This is a genomic window from Brucella tritici, assembly GCF_008932285.1.
In the GTDB taxonomy this organism is placed as follows: domain Bacteria; phylum Pseudomonadota; class Alphaproteobacteria; order Rhizobiales; family Rhizobiaceae; genus Brucella; species Brucella tritici.
In genome coordinates, this window is sequence record NZ_WBVY01000004.1 from 598,767 (window position 1) to 613,578 (window position 14,812).

A 14,812-nucleotide genomic window follows, 5' to 3' on the forward strand; every position below is an offset into this window, starting at 1 on the left:
CTGATTGTTGAAAAATACACGCGAAAGACTGAGGCCTTTGGAAAAATGCTTTTAATTCTAATCTTTCTGCGGCATGGTACGGACCATGAACGAAATAGATCACGATCCCTATGAGCCAAGGATTGATCGCCGCCCGTTCCCCTGGTGGGCAGCGTGGCTTGTCGTCGGTCTGATCTGGGCAGGGTATCTCGCTTATCACAAGCTTGATTTATGGTCGCTAGCTGTCGGTGCGGGCAGTGCCACCATTCTTGTGTCATGGGCAATCGATAAGACTGCAAATCGCGTTCCAGATAGCTGGAAAACCAGACGCTAATTCAGCGCCCGGTTCCCTCCTGCTGCGACACCCAAATTCAAAATTGTATTGATGAGCGCACGCCTATTGGCGTCACTGACACCTTTGAGCGTGGCACGGTTCAAAGCTTCGGCGGCGCGCTGCGGGTTCGTTTCCATGATGATCTTGGCCACCCGCTCGACCACGGCAGGCGGCGTGCCTTTCGCCTCGGTCAGAACCTTTGTGGCAGCAGCTACCATAGCATCTTTCACGCTGCCACGCATAAGGCCTGCCATGATCGAAGGATCAAACTTGGCCATGTCCGCCATGTCTGCCAGATTGTCGGCAGTCTTTGAGCCGCCCATAGCCTCATTTGCGGTTGTGAACATTTTCTGTTCCCGCGCGATCCTGCGGCCCATCTGCTGCGCTCGATCAGGCATGGCGAAAGCGGGGAATTCCTGCCCTGTCTTTTCTGAAATCAGCATACGGGCCTTGTTCGTGGTAGGTGCTGAAGATGCACTTTCGATACGGGAAATCCAAGGGTCTGCATAGCCAGAGCGGAAAGCCGTTTGCTCGCCAGCGGAAAGATCATTGAAAACGCCGATATTATCAGCGGCACGCGCCCGGCTGGATGCTGCCTGTGTGCCGGTGTCGATTGCGTCAATAACCTTGCTCTGGCTTTTGAAGGTATCATTAGCCGCGCGATATGCTGGCGAAGCACTTTCCAGTGCGGCATCAAGCTGAGAATTCAATTGACCGAGAACGCGGGCACGGTTCCCCTGCCCGGCACGCTTCGCCGCCTCGACAGCATCACTAACGTCCTTTTTGAGCGTCAATACCCGGTTGAAATCTGACAATATCGATTTGTCATCGGTCATCCGGGCGCGAAACCCGGTCAGGGCGCGTTCAATGCTATCACCTGCGATATCGTCAGCGGGTGAAACAATCTGCTGGACGCCGGGACGAATAGTATCATCGATATGCTGGATGGCAGACGACAGGTCTACCGAGCCTGCATTGTTCCGGGCTGCTGCATAGTTCGTATCTGCCAAGGCGTCACGTGCAGCGGTAAGACTGGTTGCGCGCTGCGCGGCGGTATCGGTCGCCCCGAAGCCTTCAGCAACGGTATTAGCCAGCCTGTCACCTTGTCCAGTTTGTCGGCGCACGAGCGCTTCAATAACATCCTGCCGGGCATCGTTCGGGGTTCGCGCGACCGTGGATAGCAGGCGACGGCCATTTAAGCCCATGGCATCGGCCACGGTAAACATATCCTGCCCGTCAGCAGCCGCATTTTCCAGAGCGCGAGAAACCTTGTCAGGCGTCGTTCCAGCGCGCTGCATAGCGGTATCAATAGCGGCGTCGGCATACTTCTGCGGCTGAAGACGTGCAGCAATTGGTGCGATCAGCGGCTTGGTTGCGGCGGAAATGCCCGCGATAGCGTATGGCGCAATGCCACCCGTAGCCAATCCAAATGCCCCACCTTTTGACGCTTCAGCAAGTCGGCCTTCACCCTCACCGCTACCAAATCCATAAGCTCCGCCCATCAATGCGCCGTCAATCGCTGACATGGCGGCAAGCCTGTTCAATCCTGCACCTGAATTTGCTGCGTTCGCTGCCAATGATGCGCCATTTTTGGCAAGCGCAGCACCGCCAGCAAGCGCGCCAGTTACCCGGCCTGCGGTTGACGCATAGGGGTTGTAGTTGTCGCGCACTTTCTGTTCGATACGCTGGCGCTGAAGGTTGCGGTCATAATCTCCGAAGTCACCCCCCAGACCAGTAAGCGCGCCCATGCCAGCGGCAAATTCATCAGCCAATCCGAATGAAGCCACGTCTGCAACGCCACGTCCGAAGCTGTCAACACTATGGCCGATGGCTCCGAGCGTGGAGCGCTTGTTCTGCGATCCGTCACCCTGCGTGAGTTGCGAAAGCTGATCGAGTGCGGCCCGGTCTTCTGCGACAGGCTGCGCAGGCGGTGCAGGTTGCTGCGAGGAAAGGTGCTGTTGCAGGAAGCCGATAGCGCCTTGCTCGTCTGGCCCTTCGATAGAGTATACCTTGCCGTCAGGAGCCTGAATTTTGTAAACGGGCATCATTCAACTCCTATGATACGGAAGCCACCGTTATTGGCCGGTGCTGGCGCTTGTGGCTGCTGGACGGAGGCAGCTTGACCTGATGCACCGCCGCCAGCTTGTTGCCGGGCGCGCTGAACGCCGGTCATGACGATTTGCCGAAGCTCTCCAAGGGCTTGACGGTAATCAGCCGGTCTTTGTGCAGCATTCAGGCGCGCAATAGCTTGCGTTGCCTTCTGGCCTTCGATTTCGGTGATCTGACCGCCACCCTTGAGTGAGTTAAACGCCTGCAAGAACGCCTGACCGCCGATCTGATCCATTTTCGATTGAACACGTGCGGCTTCCGCCGAGACGTTCGGCAGTCTGCTACTGACCGGCCCCACCATGCTGTCAAGATAAGGGTCAGTATCCAGACTATCGATCATGCCAAGAATGGAGTTGGCGTTTGCCTCAACCACTGGCAGATTTGCTGACGCTTCGCCCTGCGCCTTTCCTGCGGCCCCTTCCGCCGCCGCGCCCGCAACGTCTTTCGGGATTGTCCCGATAGGTTGCTGATTTATGGGATTGATTAGAACAAAATGCGTGCCAGCATCAAGCTTGATAGGCTCTTTCGAGAGCGTCACCCCTTCCGGCATCTGAGATTGAACAACCTTGCCGTTTTTACCCAACTGCAACAGAACCGGGTTCCCGTCCTTGTCCAAACCGTATTGCGGATTAAGGCCAAGGTCACCGGAAGGAGCATTAGGGTTCGTTGGCAGGTCGCGAATTTCGCCAGTGCGCTGATTAAACAGCCGGTTATCGTCCAGCTTTGACCAATCAGAAGTCTGCCCACCGCGCGCAATATCCTGCTGGAGCTTCTGCATTTGAAGCTGGCGCATCGGGTCGCCTTGTTCCATCTGCTTTTGCAACAACGCATTGACCATGGCGCGCTGATTGTCGTTCAGCCATGGGTTTTGCGCTGCCTGCATAAGCTTCTGCACCATAGCGCCGCGAGCGTCACCACCCTGCTGACCAGCAAACGGCTGACCAGTTGGCGCTGGCGGGAAAGCGCCAGAAGCATCGGCAACCTGTTGTGGTGCCTGCCCCTGTGGCGCGAGAGCGCCGCCAAGCATCATATCATTCTGACGCAAAAGCGCATCGCGGATCGCGGCTTTCGGGTCGGCCTGCTGCTGCGGGTTTACCGATGCCATTTGCTGCGGCTGACCGCCCTGAAAAGGCATGCCAGCACCTGCCGAAAGCTGCGGGTTTCCCGTAAAATCATACGGAGCAACAGCGGGCGCAGCCTCCGGCTGTTTTGCCATGGGCTGCAATGCCTGCCGTGGGTCAATCGCCGCCCCGTTGGTAGTGTCAGGCATCGGCTGCGCCGGGATCGGTGTAAAATCACTCTGTACAGCCGGTGACATTCCGATAGACGGATCAAGGCTGGCAACCTGCGTGCCCTGCGGTTGCTGTGGCAGGTTGATGGAGCGAGCAATTGCGCCGACAGAGCGTGAATAGTTCGGGTCTGTTGCATAACCAGAAGCGCCAAGCGCCTGCAATTGTGCGTCCAATCCCTGCGCCTCCCGCATAGGACGATAACGCTTATTGCTCGCGATGAAATCAGCATACCCGGCAACGCTATCCTGTGGGCTGGCAAAGGTGCGGAAACTGTCATTGATCTTGACCCGCTGGCCGTTGATAACCTCGTGCGTGGTAAGGTTCTGACCGCCGCCCTGACCGTGGCTTTTGATGCCAAAGAAATTATTGCCCGGCGCAGATTTTCCCCATCCGGTTTCCTGTGCGGCCTGCGCGACGATGATACGTGGATCAACGCCGATACGCTGCCCATGCTCAATTGCTGCTGGCAAAAGCGTATCAATGAATTTCTGTTTGTCGCCAGAAAGATCAACCGTAGCGCCTGTGGTGGGCGTTGTGCCGGTCGCCGTGCCGCTCGTGGGCGATGCGCCGCCAGCAACAGCCGATGGATAGGCCGCGCCACCGCCGCCGAATAGCGAACTGAAGTCGATACCGCCAAAAGCCTGATCGGCGCTTTCGCGTCCGGCCTTCTCGCCAGCATTTGCGCGCCGGTTCATGACGTTGGCAACGATGCCGTCACCAAGAGCGTTGATGCCCTCGCCAATCGTGCGCGGTGCACGGTTCTGACCAAGCAGGGCCAATGCGATTTCCCGCTTGCGCTTGATGCTTTCAGGCGTTTCGCCAGTGTCGCCGCCGAAGATAAAGCTCACCATTATGCAGCCTCCACGGCTTTGCCGTAATCGACAATACGAACGTCACCGATACGGCTCACCGCTTCAGGGTTCACCTGCTCGACTTCCTGAGCAATCAGGCCGATATGTGTCATGCCGTCGCCCTTATAGTTGTAGGCATAGACCGGCAGGCCGTTATCAAGCACGCCGACACGGCGGATATTCTCTTTCGACCGAACGTCAGACAGGCCAATAAGCTTGCCGCCCAAGCCAAATAGACCGCCAAGAATGCCACCCGTCTGGGCCTGCTGTTGCTGCCACGCGCCAAGTCGGTTCTGATAATCTTGGTTGATGATACCGGCCACGTCAGTGGTTGCGATCTGGCTATTTGCCGAATTGACGAAATTCGGCCCGGTAACCTGCGCGCCGGAAAGAAGCGCCGAGATTTCATTAATCGGCTGGTTGCGCTGCTGATACTGCTCCTGAAGCCACTGGTTACGCTGTGCGTTCTGTGCATTGAACATAGTCTGCTGATCGGCAAACTGCTGCCCGGCAAGGCCATTATTGCCCTGCGTGGCCTGAAACTGGTTATTCCACATTTGTTGATTGGCATTGTTGCCGAATGTCGCCTGATCGCGAGACAAGCCCGCAAGGCGGCTCTGTTCCTGCCCACCGGCAAGAATGGCCTGCATGCGGGCATCGTTCGACGCCTGCGCATTTTGGTTCATGGCAGTTTCAAACGCCTTCGAACCCGGCATAATGCCCTGATTGGCCAAACGCTGTTCCAGTGCTGACCGATCCTGTTCAAGCTGCGGATTGATGCGCGACATAAGCGCATCCTCGACCTTCTGCCGATCAGCGCTGAAGTCGTCGGTATAGCTGGTCTGAAGCTGCGGCCCGCCTGTGTACTGCTGATACTGCGGGGCAGTCATATTGCCAGCATTCCCCGCTGCCGGTGCGCCGCTCAAGTCAAAGGGCTTTCCGAGCAGATCATTCAAGCGCGATGACTGAGAATTGGCGAGCTTGCCAAGGTTCAGGTTGGTAGCATCTTCCTGATCCTTGATAGCCTGCTGCTGCTGCGAAAGCTGCTGCGTAGCCGTGAATTGCGGAATATCATATGTTTTACCGGTGTACGGGTCATAATATTTCTGCATGCCCGTCTGGCTGTATGTCAGCGAGCCGTCAGGCGTGACCTGATTGATATTGTTCAGATAGGAGTTTGCAACCGCCGTTCCAATGTTGGTGCCGGTCTGGGCTGCGCTCGTTTCCTTCGGATCAGGGGATTTGGGAGCCTTGCTCTTACCCACGGCATATTCTCCGGCCAGTTCATCACATGACCGAAGAATGAAATTTTTAGTGCGAAAGACTGAGGGACTTGCGATTGAAGCGGCTTGCCTGCCAGTCGTCATCTGTCAGGGTAAAAATGAATTCGTTATGATCCCTACCACGCAGCCGGGGAATAAGGACTTCGGAAAATCCATATGCACGTGCAATGCGGATCATCGGCGCATTGCGTTCTGAAACGCGCATAACGACCATCTGACAACCGGCATCGTCAAAAACATAATCAAACAACCGCTGTAAAACTGGTCGCGTCAGCCACCGGCGAGACAATGAGGCAGCAGACATTTCAATGACACCGGCGCGCGGCTCGTAATTGTGGAAAACAACTGCCCCGGCCAAGCGCCCGTCATCCTCACTCACACCCATGGCAACAGCGCTATCACCGAAACCAAGGCCAGAGCCGCCAATCTGCTTATCAACGAAAGCACATAGGTGAGCGCGCAATAGCGGGTTACTGCTGTCTCCCCAGACAATATTCATAGAACGCTGCCCACTTCATAAAGCAGATGAATTGAAATCAATTCCAGATCGGGAGGCGAGACGCGGCCTGAAGTGACGACAACACCAGCCGAAAGAGCTTCGCCGTTCGCGGCGACAGACTGCCATTCGGTCAGATACCGCTTGCTTTCAGCTTGCCCCCATGTGCTTTCACCCCAGATCGCGCCGCCCCAGACATTCCCGCTTGCATCGCCATAGCTGATACCGGCGTTCGGAAGATCAACTTCATAATCCGAATTGGCAAACATGATGGGTTCAAACTTATTGTTCGAACGCATGACGCATCGAGCATGCAGAGCGCTTTTGCTGACCGGCGATCCCATGTTGTCAAAGCGAGGCAACACTGTTGCTGCATAAGGTTCGCCACATTCAGCGCCGCCAGTTTCACCCTGAATTACTCTACCGTCGCTTGTCCCGAAGTACAGCTTATCATCAAAAACGACAGCGCAGCGCGCATCCCAACCGGTATAGCGGCACCATGACCCGGTTTTTGTGTTAGCGACCAGACTGAATTTTGTGCCACCTGCAAAAGACGGTACAACGACAAGCAAAAGGCTTTCTGTCGGCCAAACAATGGCGCTGAAATCATACCCGGCAAAGGCGCGAGAGAACACAACATCGCGCCAAAGTGTTTCGATAGGAAAGGTGATAGCGACCGATGCAAGCCCGGCCCGATCCTTCTGCATGATCTGCGAAATACTGACAATGCCGTCATCAGTGATAATCGCGATGTCGCCACCAGTCTTGAAGAACGCATTCTTACCGAGAGGCTTGCCGATAACGTACGTTCCCACCTTCGACCATGTATCAATTGTATCCGGGTTTGTGCCTTGGAAAACTGCAACCTCGCCCATATCGGTCACGAAAACACACATATCATCCATGCCGCTGCCGCTGTCGGTAGACCAAGTGCCGCCGAACAAAAGCACGCCGCCCTTGGTGAAGGTGCTACCCATCGGCAGTTCTTTGGCTTCACCGCCATACGATAGCGTAGGGAGATACCAAGCTGACATAGTGTCTTGCTGGACGAAAAAGAGCCGGTTCTGATAAGCCCAGATGGCTGACAGCTTTCGGGTATCAACGCCAGTAATGCCCGGCGTTGTCGTATCGGAAATATCGGTCCAAGCCGTTCCGTTGAACCGCTTCATATAGTCAGCGCCATTGACGCCGATCAGTGAAATATCCCCTGCACTGTTGGCAAACATGACACTCGACCACTTGCCGCCGCCCAAACCAGAGAGCGCAGGAGCGATTTCAGTTTCGGGGTCAGCAGGCGCAGTCACGTCAAAAATAGCTGTAGGAGTGGCGGCGAACAGCTTTTTCACGCCGCCTGTCTCGTAAATCATAAAGGTGCGAATATCAGCCGATCCTACATTGGCTCGCTTCATGCTACCGCGCCGCATTCGTGCGCCCTGCGGCGTCGGAAACCAGTTGTCCATGACCTCGGCACCTTCACCCTGCGGCACGGCCAAGCTGTCATTCTGGATAATCCCACGGCGTGGCGCTGGAAAAGTCTTGGTTGCCGACACCTGAACATCGGCGGTAGGCGGCGAGCCTATACGACTGAAAAACATGACCTGCCCTCACGCTGGCGGGATGAAATCGGGGACCGGGATATCAAACGGGCTGCGCATGGATGGCGGCTCGCCAAAGCTGATCGAGCGAATGCCGCGTGCGTCATTGATCAGGCGCGATAGTCGGCCTTCGTACTCATTCAGCCGGTCGGTGTATGGCATGCCCTTGGCGCGTCGGAAGCGCCAGACGACACCAAGGCGCACCAGATCGGCAGGGAACAGGCATTCGGCTTCTTCAATGTTCCATTCGTTGTTGAAGGTCGTGCCCGACACATTCCAATTTCTGGTGACGTAAGAGGCGATTACCCGCTGATTTGGTTCAAGCGGGCGATAGAAGCCGATCTTGTAAGCGCCGTCGCTGCCCTGAATGCGGTAATAGCGATTGCCGCCAGCCGAACCCAATTGCTTCAGATGCGACCATGCGCCGTTACTCGTAATCGGAATGCAAGCGCGCCGGGTTGTGGTCGGCTCGTAGACCGCCAGTTCGTCGCGTGTCACACGCAGGAAGTCAGGTGGAAGATTGTAGTTTTCGGCACCGGTGCCGACGATTGGCAAGTCAATGGTAACCGGGTTCGGCCAGTCCAGACGTTGAAGAAGTTCCTCGCAGGTGTCTTTGAGGTAATCCTTCATGTCCTCGAACGTAAGAGCGGTTGCCGGAACCCACGCGGCAGGCGGCTTAACCCTGCACTCACGTGCGGCCCGGTTCATGAGTTCCGACAATTTGGCCATTACTTGCCCCCGATCATAGCAAACAGGCTGAAAAGACCGAGAGCGAACGAACCATATGCAAGCATGATGGAAATTCGCCAATGCTGGCGATCCTGCCCGACAAACTGCGATGCAGCAGCCAGAAAGGCGGCAATCAGCGCGAACGCGCGCGAGAAATCACCGCCATAGACGATGATCCCCACGAGAAACACGGCAGCAAAGATGCTGGCGCTGAGTGCGAAACCGATGAATTCAAGCCCTCTTTCCATTAGGCTTTCTCCGTTTCCTCAGTTTCTTCCTGCTCGTCCTCGGCTTTCGCCTTAGCCTTGCCCTTTGGCTTGTTCGCTTCTTCGAGAAGCTCCATTGCGGCAGCAAGCTGCTCCTTCAGGGCGTCAATTTCGTCCTGCTGCTTGGCCATCTGGTCGGCAACAACACTGCGGTCAGCGGCTTCAAGGAAGGCCTTTGCCTGCGTGACAAGATCGCGGACGTTCGGAAGATGGACCTTGCCAATAACGCTATCGGTCAGGGTGGCCACGTCTTCCACGGTTCGCAGCCCAACCCGGCGCAAGGCTTCCGCCTGTTCCGCTGTTACGCCGGGCCAAGCTGCGAGCGGCGTACCGTCCAGAGGCATTTCGCGGCCCTCTTTCCAAGCCTTGTAAGCTGGCTCGATCATTTCCCAACGCGCACGCATGAAGCCGAGCTTCTTGCCGTCATCGTCGTTATCGATGGCGTCAGGCGGCATCATATTGGCCACGCGGTCGGTGATGCGCGAAGTCATGATTGCATGCACAGGGGCATACTCGACAAGCTCAACCTCGCGGTCATTCTTCTTGGTCTTCGGGTTGAAAAGATATTCAGTCTTGAACCCGATAACCCGGATCGTCGGAGCGTCCATTTCTCTATTCCTCTATCGTTGGAAGGCAGAGAGCGGGGCCGAAACCCCGCCCGTTCGTCAGATCGCGGTTTTCATGAACCAAGCTTCATCACCGTTCGCGAGTGCGAATGCGGGAGAAGTCCAGTCACCAGCACCGCCAGCCATGGTCATGGCCGGTTCGGTCAGCACCGACACCGTGGAGGCGGCAATTGCTGCCGACGCCTTGGCGTAAATGTAGACGTGACCGTCATCACCGGTGAAAGTCGTTCCGAGCTTCACCTTGCTGGCCTGATCGTTTTTTTCGCCGGGCTTCATGCCGACAAAGGGAGTGATTGGATAAGGCATCAGATTTTCTCCTTACGCCTGATCGATAAGGACGCCCTGAAGCGACCGGTTCGTGCACACCATGTTGCCCATCCAGTAGATAGGCACCACAACGGCATCCTGATTGGTCGGACGCTTTTCGTCGTCCGGCGTCCACTGCGCTTCCTTGTGCTGCACGATGTAGAGATAGTCCGTATTCAGGAAGTATCCCTTCTCGGCATTGGTCGCGAAGTTGGTATTGTCATCAAAGATGACGTTCGCCGTTTTGTACTTCAGGCCCACAAATCCAGCCTGCGCCAGATCGGCATCCTGATAACGCTGAAGCTGCTGCTCGCCGCTCTCGTAGACCGAATAGAAATCGTGAGAGAGGACGATCAGATCAGGCTTGTCGGCACCGCGATTGAGCGGAAGCCAGAGCTTGTTGAACTCGCCCTTCAGCGTCTGCGGCGTATAGGCGTCAGTGCCGGTAATTTCCCGAAACTTGTTGCGCCAGAAAGTCCAGGTATCGGAAGGGATGCCGCCAACGGTTCCCTGACCATTAACCTGAATGATCTGGGCCAGCCCGCCGATCTGGTTGAGCAACGAACCGTCCGAATAGATATCGGTCGAAAACCCGTTTGCTGCCGTCTTCAGCGCATTATCCTTGCGCGCCTTGACGAGATTGATCATGCGTTCTTTCGAACCCATGTTCATACGGATTTCCCGGCCCGACGCGGTGACATGAAGTGCGACCTGCTGGAAGTCATACTTCACAGTCGTCAGCACGTCAGAAGCGTTGGTGTTCAGGCCGTCATAGCCGGAATAGCGCTGATAGGTGCTGTTTTCCGCATATTCGAGCGGGCGGGCAATTTCATAACCGCCGCTTTCGGTGAGAATTTTCCCCTTCTTCTTCAGAATGTTCAGAAGGGCATTGTGCTTGCTCACGTTGTCGGTGACCTTCGTGGACCAGTTGCGGTCCGTAGTCGTCACCATTTCCGTGAATACCTGTGAGGGAGTAGCCATCTACTTTTCCTGTTAGCTATTCATCGCGCGGTCATACGCATCTGCCATAGCTTCTTCTTCGCTCCTTGGCTTATCGCGACCGTTCGAATTTGATTTCACGTTGATGGATGCGGCTTTCCGCGCTGCCTCGGTCCGCTTCGGGTCCGACTTGGCTACCGTCGCTCTGGCTGCTGCCTCGGCTTCGGATGCTCGTATCTTTTCCCTGACTTCCGGTATTGCGTTGACTGCCATGTCATATGCGGCCTCAAGTACGTCCGGCAGGGACGAACCCGGCTTGGTCTTCAATGCAACGTCTATGAACGCTGGAAGGCTGGCCTCGACTTCAGCATAGTGCGGCTTGCTTTTGGCAAAATCGCCTATGATCCTCTCGGCGTCCTTCTGCGCCAGCGTGGCATTGATATGCTTGTCTATTGCTGCCGGATCGCCAAGGGATTGAAGCTGGCCCTTCAGGCTCGCTATCTCTCTTTGCAACCCATGCACCAATTGCTGATCCCCAGTCGGCTGCTGACCTGTAAGTGCCTGCGCCAGTCCACCAAGGACGCCATATGTCTGTGCGATCTGTAGAATTGTGCCCACCGGATCGCGATTGAGGTTGACCTGAACGGCTCCAAGCTCAAGCGCACCCTGCGCAAGCTGTTCCGGGGTCATACCGTCGAATAGTTCCGGCATCTGCTGGCGGGCAGTGGCCAGACGATCAATCACAGGCTTGTTTTCGCCCATGAACCGGCCATACTCGCCAAACTTTCGGTCAATTTCAGCCTGATGGGCTGCGATCGCCTTCTGTGCTTCTGGCGTCAGATTGGCCCACTGATCCTTGATGGCCTGCGGCATATGTGCAGGGGCCGAAGTAACTTGCTCGGCTGTCGAACCCGGCTCAACCTCGGCCCCTTCCTCGCCTTCCAGCGAATCTTGACCTTCTTCCCCACCTTCACCGGGCTTGGCTTTGAACTTGCCGTCCTCGCCGCGATCCTGAATGCCTTCAGCAGACAGGCGGTCGAAGATTGCGCCCATGGCGTCATCTTCGGAAAGCTCGCCGCCTTCGCCGCCAATATTGGCCTGCTCGACCGGTGGCGTCGCGCTCTCGATCTGGGGGGATGAAATTTGTGCGTTTTCGACAGTCATAGGAATTCCTCTGAAACCTTCAGTCCGCGTTTATCGGCAAAGGCCTTGTTTCTGATCTTTCCTTTTGTCGGAGACATAGACGGCTCATATTCCACGCAATTGTTGCGCTTCAGGTCTTCACGGCGCGCGGAACGCGAAGTGATAGGCTTGCCGTCGATTGGGGAGCGATATTCTGGAATGTCCGAAATGACGGTCGGCATACAAACCTGACCCGCAAAAGGCTTATGCATCGCCTCACCGGTCTGCTTGTCTACAAATGCACCATTTCGCCAGACGTACGCGCCCAAAACTGCCTCCTTTAAAGACAGTCACAGCCTCGGATTATTCGTGCGAAAGAAAGAGGGATTTGTTGATAGCTGGCGGTCGGTGTTGCGCACATCGCCGCTTATTGAGATGCTCGCTATCCAACCCTGACGGAGAAAAGAACCGTGAATAGTTTTGACAGACTGAATGCATCTATGAACAGGGCGCAAGAAATAAACGAAAGGAAAAATAACCCTGCTGAGTATATGGCTGATCGTCTTTTGACATTGATCAAACGACAGGAACAATCACTGGGTGAAGACAAGGAACTTGGAATTCTAGTTGTCGGCGCTGGAAACGCCTTCCATCTTCGTAGCATTCGAGCTTCTAACCCCGACATGCTGATTTTCACCGGCCTTGATGCTGAAGGTAATGGCGTGCAGCTAATCCAGCATCATACCCAAGCCGCTGTCATGCTGGTGGCGCTGCCTAAGTTTGAGGAAAAGCCGTTCCGCGTCGGCTTCACGGCAGAGTAAACAAGCGGGGGCGACTATGCCCCCACCAACACAGGCCTGCCCTGCTGCGCCTCAAGAGAGAGTTCAGCGGCCCGGAATTGCCCGTTCTGCTGCACTTCCTGTTCCTTGATGCCAAGCTCGCGCATCTTCAGTTGCAGTTCAGCTTGCTTAATTTGCAACTCGGTCTGGGCCTTCTGGAAATCAAGCTCCAGCTTTTTGGCCTCAAGCTCAAGCTTCTTTTGAGCGGCTTCCTGCGCCGGATCGGGTTTGTCTTGCTTTGCCGCGTCCTTCGCACCCTGTGACATGCGGTCAATCGCGTCCTCAGCCTGCTTGCCAAGATGGAAGGCGCGCGCGAACGATGCGTAGATTTCCGACATGGGCTCAGCCATTTCAGGGGCTTGACCGATGACAGGAGCCATGACGTTGAAGAATTGAGCGGTGCCTTGCAGGAATTCAGACATTTCGCCCTTGATACGGCTCATGTCGGCCTTGACGGTGCTATCGCTCTCAACATCAACGCGATATGACGACGAAACCGGCTGGCTCATAAGCTGCATGATATCCGGGGTAATCTCGATACCCGTCATTTCCTGCAACGTTTCCGGCGAAAACTTGGTGATGATGATATCAGCCATCATCCCGAAAACATCGCGCACAAGGCGTTCAATCATTCGCTGCATCTTCTGAATGCGAAGCGATCCCCATTGCGTTTTGATCTGCTGCGCGCCAAGGGTTTCATTGGCGTTCGATGCACCGCGCACGATATCGGAAATGCCGGTAATCTCGTAAATCGCAGCCTTGATTTCCCCACGCTGCTGATAAAGCTGCTGAAGAACGGCAATCGCCTGTTGGATCGGCCACCAAACAATGGCCTTTTCCAGACCGCCAGTCTGCGCCAACTGCTCGACGTTTTCGATTGCGATAAGCTCGTTATCGCCTGCCTCGGAAAGTCGCTTGATATCGGAAGCGTCACCGATGACGCCGCCGCGAACCTTCAGGCCCTTCATGATAGCATTGATGCGCTTGGTGCAAAGGTCCAGTTCGTCTGCCAGCTTCTTATAGACCGTAAAAGGGCAAACCGGCGTCATATTGCCGGTGAGCGTAATAGGCTGGACAATCTCAGGCGTCGGGAAGAAGCCGGGCAATCCAAGCGGGTCTTCACTGATCTTCTGCACTCGACCGCTATTAGCGTCGATAAACCAGACCTGCTTCGTGCGCTTGTCCCAGATTTCCCAAACCTGAATATCGTCTTCGTCATCGTCGGCGCTATCAGTCGGCTGCGCCTGCGACGAATACAAATCAGCATCGCGAAAATCTTCAAGGTCTTCGCGTGGCATGCAGTGGCGGAAAGCAATCCACGGAACATCCTTCCAGCGCTTGGCCTTACCCATGCGGAAATCACGCCATGACCATGCCTGAAAATCGATAGTTTCACCGGTGGCCTTGTCTTCTGTGACCGGCTCTCCGTCCTCATCAGTGGTAGGCTGGCCATCTTCGCCAGCGACAGACTGCGGAACGAATGTGGCTTCGAATGCAAGTCGGACGATACCGCGACCGCCCAAAAAGCTATCCTGCGAAACGCTTTCGACTTCCTTATCAAGCCGGTTGTCATCAATCAGAACGGTAATCGTCCGCTCGATCATAGTCCCGAAGTCTTTTGCTGCCTGATCAGAAGCAAGCTTTGCCTGCCACTTCTGCATTTCCGCCTTGAATAACTCCATCGCCTGCGGGTCTGGCTGCGCTGGCTGGCCGTCCGGCCCCGGCTGCTGCTGTGGCGGCTGCGGTGGCTCACCTATCGCAAGGGTGAAGCGTCGGCGCACGTCCGGCACCGGCGTGGAATTGTAAATCGCTGGGACAATCGTTTCGACATTCGAATGCAGAATGTTGAAATCGTACAGCTTGCCGTGTCGAGCCTTCGGGTCGCAAGCATAGGTCTTTTCCGCCGCCTCAGCATCCTTGCGCCAGTCATCTTCGCGGCCTTCCGCTGCCTTAATGCGCTCAAGCCACTTGTTGCCCTTTTCGAGCAACTGTTCACCGGTCAATTCAGGCTGTGCGGTCGGGTTCTGTTCCATGATCGCAGGCTAT

Annotated in this window: 15 protein-coding genes; 2 read left to right on the forward strand and 13 right to left on the reverse strand. The window is 55.8% G+C overall.

From position 1 onward, the window contains the following. The first annotated feature begins 85 nt into the window (after window positions 1-85). The gene (locus tag F9K94_RS17325; RefSeq protein ID WP_151647208.1) at window positions 86-313 is read left to right on the forward strand and encodes a hypothetical protein; all 228 of its coding nucleotides are present in this window, start codon (window positions 86-88) and stop codon (window positions 311-313) included. Here F9K94_RS17325 and F9K94_RS17330 read toward each other — a convergent pair. Genes F9K94_RS17330 through F9K94_RS17385 form a run of 12 tightly spaced genes read right to left on the reverse strand, consistent with a single transcriptional unit; the run spans window position 310 to window position 12,256 of the window. Next, window positions 310-2,361: a hypothetical protein gene (locus F9K94_RS17330; protein ID WP_235920636.1), complete on the reverse strand. Its 2,052-nt coding sequence runs from the start codon at window positions 2,359-2,361 to the stop codon at window positions 310-312. The genes F9K94_RS17325 and F9K94_RS17330 overlap by 4 nt on opposite strands. Then, entirely contained in the window at window positions 2,358-4,565 is a 2,208-nt protein-coding gene (locus tag F9K94_RS24880) for a glycoside hydrolase family 73 protein (RefSeq protein ID WP_328593676.1), read from the reverse strand. Before F9K94_RS24880 ends, F9K94_RS17330 begins: the two co-directional genes overlap by 4 nt. Beyond that, the gene (locus F9K94_RS17340) at window positions 4,565-5,830 is read right to left on the reverse strand and encodes a tail fiber domain-containing protein (protein ID WP_235920637.1); all 1,266 of its coding nucleotides are present in this window, start codon (window positions 5,828-5,830) and stop codon (window positions 4,565-4,567) included. The genes F9K94_RS24880 and F9K94_RS17340 overlap by 1 nt, the downstream gene beginning before the upstream one ends. 46 nt (window positions 5,831-5,876) lie before the next feature. Further along, entirely contained in the window at window positions 5,877-6,347 is a 471-nt protein-coding gene (locus F9K94_RS17345) for a GNAT family N-acetyltransferase (RefSeq protein ID WP_151647212.1), read from the reverse strand. Then, complete coding sequence (locus tag F9K94_RS17350; protein WP_235920638.1) at window positions 6,344-7,939, reverse strand: hypothetical protein; 1,596 nt, start codon at window positions 7,937-7,939, stop codon at window positions 6,344-6,346. The genes F9K94_RS17345 and F9K94_RS17350 overlap by 4 nt, the downstream gene beginning before the upstream one ends. 9 nt (window positions 7,940-7,948) lie before the next feature. Next, window positions 7,949-8,668, reverse strand: a complete 720-nt coding sequence (locus F9K94_RS17355) for a phage adaptor protein (protein ID WP_151647214.1) — start codon at window positions 8,666-8,668, stop codon at window positions 7,949-7,951. Beyond that, the gene (locus F9K94_RS17360; RefSeq protein ID WP_151647216.1) at window positions 8,668-8,916 is read right to left on the reverse strand and encodes a hypothetical protein; all 249 of its coding nucleotides are present in this window, start codon (window positions 8,914-8,916) and stop codon (window positions 8,668-8,670) included. The genes F9K94_RS17355 and F9K94_RS17360 overlap by 1 nt, the downstream gene beginning before the upstream one ends. Beyond that, on the reverse strand, window positions 8,916-9,542 hold the full coding sequence (locus F9K94_RS17365) for a hypothetical protein (RefSeq protein WP_151647218.1): 627 nt from the start codon (window positions 9,540-9,542) through the stop codon (window positions 8,916-8,918). The genes F9K94_RS17360 and F9K94_RS17365 overlap by 1 nt, the downstream gene beginning before the upstream one ends. A gap of 57 nt (window positions 9,543-9,599) precedes the next feature. Beyond that, on the reverse strand, window positions 9,600-9,866 hold the full coding sequence (locus F9K94_RS17370) for a hypothetical protein (protein ID WP_008936504.1): 267 nt from the start codon (window positions 9,864-9,866) through the stop codon (window positions 9,600-9,602). 12 nt (window positions 9,867-9,878) lie between these two features. Beyond that, entirely contained in the window at window positions 9,879-10,847 is a 969-nt protein-coding gene (locus F9K94_RS17375) for a phage major capsid protein (RefSeq protein WP_151647220.1), read from the reverse strand. 12 nt (window positions 10,848-10,859) lie between these two features. After that, window positions 10,860-11,969, reverse strand: a complete 1,110-nt coding sequence (locus F9K94_RS17380) for a hypothetical protein (protein ID WP_235920639.1) — start codon at window positions 11,967-11,969, stop codon at window positions 10,860-10,862. Next, window positions 11,966-12,256 (reverse strand): hypothetical protein, encoded by a 291-nt coding sequence (locus tag F9K94_RS17385; protein ID WP_151647222.1) that lies wholly within the window; start codon window positions 12,254-12,256, stop codon window positions 11,966-11,968. Before F9K94_RS17385 ends, F9K94_RS17380 begins: the two co-directional genes overlap by 4 nt. A 141-nt stretch (window positions 12,257-12,397) precedes the next feature. Between F9K94_RS17385 and F9K94_RS17390 the strand changes: the two genes are divergently transcribed. Beyond that, a complete protein-coding gene (locus F9K94_RS17390; RefSeq protein ID WP_151647224.1) occupies window positions 12,398-12,748 on the forward strand; it encodes a hypothetical protein in 351 nt (116 codons plus the stop codon). Window positions 12,749-12,762: 14 nt separating this feature from the next. Here F9K94_RS17390 and F9K94_RS17395 read toward each other — a convergent pair whose 3' ends face one another. Further along, entirely contained in the window at window positions 12,763-14,799 is a 2,037-nt protein-coding gene (locus F9K94_RS17395; protein WP_151647226.1) for an OmpH family outer membrane protein, read from the reverse strand. Window positions 14,800-14,812 lie beyond the last annotated feature (13 nt).

Coding starts and splice junctions, on each gene's coding strand:
- F9K94_RS17355 (WP_151647214.1), bottom strand. CDS start 8,668: ATGGCCAAATTGTCGGAACTCATGAACCGGGCCGCACGTGAGTGCAGG.
- F9K94_RS17375 (WP_151647220.1), bottom strand. CDS start 10,847: ATGGCTACTCCCTCACAGGTATTCACGGAAATGGTGACGACTACGGAC.
- F9K94_RS17365 (WP_151647218.1), bottom strand. CDS start 9,542: ATGGACGCTCCGACGATCCGGGTTATCGGGTTCAAGACTGAATATCTT.
- F9K94_RS17345 (WP_151647212.1), bottom strand. CDS start 6,347: ATGAATATTGTCTGGGGAGACAGCAGTAACCCGCTATTGCGCGCTCAC.
- F9K94_RS17330 (WP_235920636.1), bottom strand. CDS start 2,361: ATGATGCCCGTTTACAAAATTCAGGCTCCTGACGGCAAGGTATACTCT.
- F9K94_RS17380 (WP_235920639.1), bottom strand. CDS start 11,969: ATGACTGTCGAAAACGCACAAATTTCATCCCCCCAGATCGAGAGCGCG.
- F9K94_RS17350 (WP_235920638.1), bottom strand. CDS start 7,939: ATGTTTTTCAGTCGTATAGGCTCGCCGCCTACCGCCGATGTTCAGGTG.
- F9K94_RS17360 (WP_151647216.1), bottom strand. CDS start 8,916: ATGGAAAGAGGGCTTGAATTCATCGGTTTCGCACTCAGCGCCAGCATC.
- F9K94_RS17325 (WP_151647208.1), top strand. CDS start 86: ATGAACGAAATAGATCACGATCCCTATGAGCCAAGGATTGATCGCCGC.
- F9K94_RS24880 (WP_328593676.1), bottom strand. CDS start 4,565: ATGGTGAGCTTTATCTTCGGCGGCGACACTGGCGAAACGCCTGAAAGC.
- F9K94_RS17395 (WP_151647226.1), bottom strand. CDS start 14,799: ATGGAACAGAACCCGACCGCACAGCCTGAATTGACCGGTGAACAGTTG.
- F9K94_RS17370 (WP_008936504.1), bottom strand. CDS start 9,866: ATGCCTTATCCAATCACTCCCTTTGTCGGCATGAAGCCCGGCGAAAAA.